Source organism: Rhodoferax sp. UBA5149 (assembly GCF_002413825.1).
Taxonomy (GTDB): domain Bacteria; phylum Pseudomonadota; class Gammaproteobacteria; order Burkholderiales; family Burkholderiaceae_C; genus Rhodoferax.
In genome coordinates, this window is record NZ_DHXT01000224.1 from 11,182 (window position 1) to 12,261 (window position 1,080).

1 protein-coding gene is annotated in these 1,080 nt (G+C 58.5%); it reads left to right on the plus strand.

Annotation, left to right across the window (positions count from 1 at the left end; all coding sequences use genetic code 11):
* Positions 1-49 precede the first annotated feature (49 nt).
* On the plus strand, positions 50-1,080 hold a 1,031-nt coding region (locus B3V69_RS19885), incomplete at its 3' end, for a Lon-like protease helical domain-containing protein (protein ID WP_296449300.1).

Here is a 1,080-nt window from a genome sequence, read left to right on the forward strand (position 1 = left end):
TAACACTGAGCCAGGAGATCGTGTCAAACCTGCTTAGCGAATAACAAAAATGCCCATTTCCAGCCTGACGCCCGCCGACCTGCGCGTCACCATTGATCCTGCATCGCTCGGTTTTTCTGATACCTCCGAGTTGCAGCAACTCCCGCTGCCCTGGATCGGGCAGGAGCGCGCACAAACTGCCGCGCGTTTTGGTCTTGGCATGGATCAACCTGACTACAACCTGTTTGTCCTGGGCGAGGTCGGCAGCGGACGCTCTTCACTGTTGCAGCAGGTAATGCAGGCGGTGGCCGTCAGCAAGGCGGTACCCCCTGATTTGTGTTACCTGCACAACTTTGATGCACCCGAAAAACCACGGGCCTTGCGCATGCCGCCAGGGCAGGGACGTTTGCTGCGACAACTCATGGTGCAGATGTGCAAGACGCTGGAAAAAGAAATTCCGCAGCGCTTGGATGGCCAGGATTTCAAGGCTGAAAGCGAGCATATTGAAAAAATTTACAAGCTCGAGGAGACCAAGGCCTACGCTGAACTCGACGCCTTCGCGGAAGCCCGCAGTTTCGCGCTGTACCGCGAAAACGGCCAACTGGTGTTTACCTTGCTTGGCGAAAAAGGCAATGCGCTGACCGAGAGCGAGGCGCGCTCTTTACCGAAGGAGCGGCGCGCCCGCATTGACCAGGCCGAGCAGGAGTTGCGCGAAGAAATCACCCGCTTTCTGGACAAGACCCGACCAATGGAGCGGGTCATGAATGAAGGCCTGGCCGCCTTGCGACGCCAGGTCGTCAAGCCGCTGCTGGACCACGAATTGCAGGAGATCCGCCTGGGCTTGAAGAAGCAGATCAAGGACGCCGCCAAGCTCGGCGCCTATCTGGAGCAGGTCATGCACGACGTGCTCGACAACCTGGAGTTGTTCCGGGTGTCCGACGTCGATGAAGAACTCCGCCAAGAAGAACTGGCGGACGTCTTGTCCCGTTACCGGGTGAATCTGCTGGTGGACAACGCGGGGCTGGCCGGTGCGCCGGTGATCGTTGACGACAACCCAACGTTCCGCTCCCTGTTCGGCAGCATTGAGTATCAGCCGGAAGA